Origin of the sequence: Streptomyces sp. GESEQ-4, from assembly GCF_017948455.1 — a bacterium.
Taxonomy (GTDB): domain Bacteria; phylum Actinomycetota; class Actinomycetes; order Streptomycetales; family Streptomycetaceae; genus Streptomyces.
Window position 1 is genome coordinate 1 of the sequence record NZ_JAFFSU010000059.1, and the last position, 4,090, is coordinate 4,090.

Sequence of the window (4,090 nt, forward strand, 5' to 3'; positions counted from 1 at the left end):
ACAACGAACAGTTGTCGGCTTTGAGCTTGAACATCTAACTGAAGAGTGTGCTTGTTCGCTCGAAACCAATAGGGTTTCGGTGGTCATAGCGTGAGGGAAACGCCCGGTTACATTCCGAACCCGGAAGCTAAGCCTTACAGCGCCGATGGTACTGCAGGGGGGACCCTGTGGGAGAGTAGGACACCGCCGAACAATCTTTGGAGGACCCCTGGTCCCAGCGTTCAGCTGGGGCCAGGGGTCCTTTTGTTTTTACTGGAGCGCGCCGGGTGTCCCGAGTTGCGCGAGAATGACTGCGGTACCGAAGACAGGAGTCACCCATGTCCACCAACTCTCCCGAAGATCGACCGGAGCGCGACCAGCGGCGACGGGACAGTGGTGACCGTGGTGATCGCGGCGGGTACCGCGGGGGTCCGCGGCGCGGCAACGACCGTGCAGGTAGTGGTAGTGACCGAGGTGGCAACGACCGTGCCGGGACCGGTCGCGGCAATGACCGCCGTGATGACCGTCGGGGCGATGACCGTTCCGGTGGTCCGCGTCGCGACGACCGCGGTGGGCGGCCCGGGGGCTTCCGCCGGGACGGAGACCGTCCTCCGTTCCGTCGCGACGACCGTGGGGATCGCGCCGACCGTGGTGACCGGGGTGGGGACCGTCCCCCGTTCCGCCGTGATGACCGTGGTGACCGGGGTGGGGACCGTCCTCCCTTCCGCCGTGATGACCGTGGTGACCGGGGTGGGGACCGTCCTCCCTTCCGCCGTGATGACCGTGGTGACCGGGGTGGAGACCGTCCTCCCTTCCGTCGTGATGACCGTGGTGACCGGGGTGGGGACCGTCCTCCCTTCCGTCGCGATGACCGCAGTGACCGGGGTGGAGACCGCCCCCCGTTCCGTCGCGATGACCGCGGTGACCGTGGTGGAGACCGCCCTCCCTTCCGTCGCGATGACCGCGGCGACAGGGGTGGGTTCCGGCGGGACGATCGTGGTGACCGTCCGGAGCGTGGTGGATTCCGCCGGGACGACAGCGGTGGACGGCCCGGAGGCTTCCGTGGGCGGGACGACCGGCGTGACGAGCGCAGGGATGACCGTCGCGAAGGCGACCGTCCCGGGTTCCGGCGTGATGACAACCGTGGCTACGGCCGCCGTGACGACGACCGTGGTCATGGCCGCCGTGACGACGACCGCGGCCAGGGGCGCCGGGATGACGACCGTGGTTACGCCCGTCGGGACGACGACCGCGGCCCCGCGCGCCGTGACGACGATCGTGGCTACGGCCGGCGCGACGACCGCAGGGACGATCGCCGAGGTGGCGACGACCGTGGGCCCCGTACTGGCTTCCGCCGGGACGACAGCCGGCGGGATGACAGTCGCGGAGACAGCCGAGGTGACCGCGGTGGGTTCCGTGGGCGTGAGGGGCGCGACGGGCGGGACGACCGTAGCCGTGGGCCCCGGCGTGATGACCGCGGCGGGCGGCCCGGGGGATTCCGTGGTCGGGATGACCGGAGGGACGACCGCAGGGGCGATGACCGGCGTGGCGGTGGGCGTTTCCGTGATGAGCGTGACCGGGACCGGGAGCCCATCAGGCGGCTGCCGATTCCGGAGGACGTCACCGGCGAGGAGATCGACAAGGACGTACGGCAGGAGCTGCAGAGTCTGCCGAAGGGGCTGGCCGAGGACGTCGCCAAGAACCTGGTGATGGTGGCTCGGCTCATCGACGAGGATCCGGAGGGCGCGTACGGCTACTCCAAGGTGGCTCTGCGGTTGGCGTCGCGCGTTGCCGCCGTACGCGAGGCTGCTGGGTTCGCGGCGTACGCGAACCAGAAGTACAGCGAGGCGCTCGCCGAGTTCCGGGCCGCGCGGCGGATGACCGGGAACGTGGATCTGTGGCCCGTCATGGCGGACTGCGAGCGGGGTCTTGGGCGGCCGGAGAAGGCGCTGGACATGGCCGGGGCGCCCGAGGTGAGCAAGCTCGACAAGGCAGGTCAGGTCGAGATGCGGCTTGTCGCGGCGGGTGCCCGGCGTGACATGGACCAGCTCGACGCGGCGATCGTGACGCTGCAGAGCCCGGAGTTGGCCGCCGGTTCCGTGCAGCCGTGGACCGCGCGGCTGCGGTACGCGTATGCCGACGCGCTGCTGGCCGCCGGCCGGGAGGCCGAGGCCCGGGAGTGGTTCGCGAAGGCGGCCGAGGCCGACAAGGACGGCAGCACGGACGCCTCCGACCGGCTTGCCGAACTGGACGGTGTCGAATTCGTCGACGCGCTGGACGAGGACGAGGACGAGGACGAGAACGAGAACGAGGGCGACGAGACGCCGCCGCAGCCGTCCTCTGAGGACGGCGAGGAGGACTAGTCGGAGACAAGGGCGGGATCCTGGGTTCAGGGTCCCGCCCCTTCGTCGTTCAGAGGTCCAACGTGCGTAGGACCAGGCCCGACGCCGGTTTCGGGCCGAACGACGTGGACTTGCGGGGCATCGTGACGCCCTGGCGGGCCAGGTCGCGTACGACCTCCTCGTGGACCGGGTGCATCAGGACGGCCGTACCGCCGTCGTGTTCCGCCTTGCTGACCGTGGCCGCCGTGTCGTGGATGTAGGCGATGTGGGCGGGGGAGTCCTCGGGGATGTGCCAGATGTGGTCGAGGAGTGTGGCGTGCAGGACGGTCGCGTCCAGGGTGCGCCAGGCCGCGGGGCGGTCCGCCGGGACGGTGCGGGCCAGGAGGTCCGGGTCCGGTTCGTCCACGAGGTGGAACGTGCCGTCGCCGGCCAGGAGGAACGCGTTTCCGGCGCCGGCCGCGTCGGCGAGGGCGTCCAGGGCCTCGGGGAGGGGGACTTCCAGGTGGCGTACGCGGAACAGGTCGTCGAGGGGCTTGAGTGCTTCCGCGACCGGCAGGCCGTGCAGCAGGCGGTGGATGGCGCGGACGCGGAGCGGGTAGCGGGCCGTGTCGACCAGGAGGACCAGGCCGTGGTCCCAGGGGCTGGGGGAGGGATGCTCCGCGCGTAGACGACGGTACGTCGCCCAGCGGTGGTGGCCGTCGGCGATCAGGGCCTGGTGCCCGGCGAGGTCGGCCTGGATGCGGGACTGCTCGGCGGGGTCGGTGATCGACCACAGGCGGTGGCTGAAGCCGTCCTCGGTGGTGGTGGAGAGGAGTGGGGGCTGCTCCGCCGTACGTTCGATGATTGCGGTGGTGTCGGTGGTCGAGCCGTTGCCGCGGTACGTCAGGAGCAGGGGCTCGAGGTTCGCGGATGTGGCGCGCATGAGGTCGGCGCGGTCGGCCACGATGTGCGGCATGACGTCCTCGTGCGGCAGGACCAGGCCTTCCGCGGGATCCGTCACGCGGAGGGCGCCGATCACGCCGCGTTGCAGCATGCCGTCGCCGTCGCGTTGTTCGTAGACGTACAGGCCGGGCCTTGGGTCGGCCGCCAGGACACCCTCGGAGAGCCAGCGCCGCAGGGTCTTGGCCGCCTGTTCGTTGCGGGCGGCGGCGGTGGGCGCCTGGGGGAGAATCAGGCGGACGATGTTGTACGGGTCGGCCGACTCGAGATGGAGCACGCCGTCGGGGCGGACCACGACGTCGTACGGCGGTGAGGTCACGGCGGCCAGACTGCCGACCCGGTCGGGGTCGTAGCGGAGCCCTCGGAACGGGGTGAGTTCGAGGCCCCGGTGCGCCGTTGCTTCCGAGTGACCTGCTGAGTTCATCCCGGCATCGTACGTGTGTCGGTGGCATGCGCGATGATCGGGGGAAAGCCGTCGAACGAGGAGCGATGCGGAATGAGCCAGAGCGTCAGGACGAGGCCGGAGGGCAGTGGCCAGGCCCTGAGCGAGGCGTACGACACGGCGCTGCTCGACCTGGACGGAGTGGTGTACGCGGGTGGGAACGCGATCGCGTACGCCGTCGAGTCGCTTGCCGCCGCCCGCTCGGGAGGCATGCACCTGGCGTATGTCACGAACAACGCCCTGCGCACCCCTGACGTCGTCTCCGCGCATCTGACCGCGCTGGGCATACCGACGGCGGCGTCCGACGTCATCACCTCGGCGCAGGCGGTCGCCCGGCTGATCGCCGATCAGGTGCCGCGGGGCTCCCGTGTGCTGGTGATCGGCGGGG

Annotated in this window: 3 protein-coding genes, 1 rRNA gene and 1 pseudogene; 3 read left to right on the forward strand and 2 right to left on the reverse strand. The window is 70.6% G+C overall.

The window, feature by feature from the left end; genetic code table 11:
* The first annotated feature begins 75 nt into the window (after positions 1-75).
* Positions 76-192: ribosomal RNA gene (rrf, locus tag KCH48_RS41705) — 5S ribosomal RNA — on the forward strand.
* 119 nt (positions 193-311) lie between these two features.
* On the opposite strand, the gene KCH48_RS43570 is transcribed toward rrf, so the two are convergent.
* Entirely contained in the window at positions 312-1,157 is an 846-nt protein-coding gene (locus tag KCH48_RS43570) for a hypothetical protein (RefSeq protein ID WP_210582860.1), read from the reverse strand.
* Positions 1,158-1,580: 423 nt separating this feature from the next.
* Between KCH48_RS43570 and KCH48_RS41715 the strand changes: the two genes are divergently transcribed.
* On the forward strand, positions 1,581-2,342 hold the full coding sequence (locus KCH48_RS41715) for a tetratricopeptide repeat protein (protein ID WP_210582859.1): 762 nt from the start codon (positions 1,581-1,583) through the stop codon (positions 2,340-2,342).
* Positions 2,343-2,391: 49 nt separating this feature from the next.
* Here the strand turns inward: KCH48_RS41715 and KCH48_RS41720 are convergent, their stop codons facing one another.
* On the reverse strand, positions 2,392-3,684 hold the full coding sequence (locus KCH48_RS41720) for a DUF1015 domain-containing protein (protein ID WP_210582858.1): 1,293 nt from the start codon (positions 3,682-3,684) through the stop codon (positions 2,392-2,394).
* 72 nt (positions 3,685-3,756) lie between these two features.
* On the opposite strand from KCH48_RS41720, the pseudogene KCH48_RS41725 reads away from it, so the two are divergent.
* Positions 3,757-4,090, forward strand: a pseudogene (locus KCH48_RS41725) (HAD family hydrolase); the annotation flags it as partial.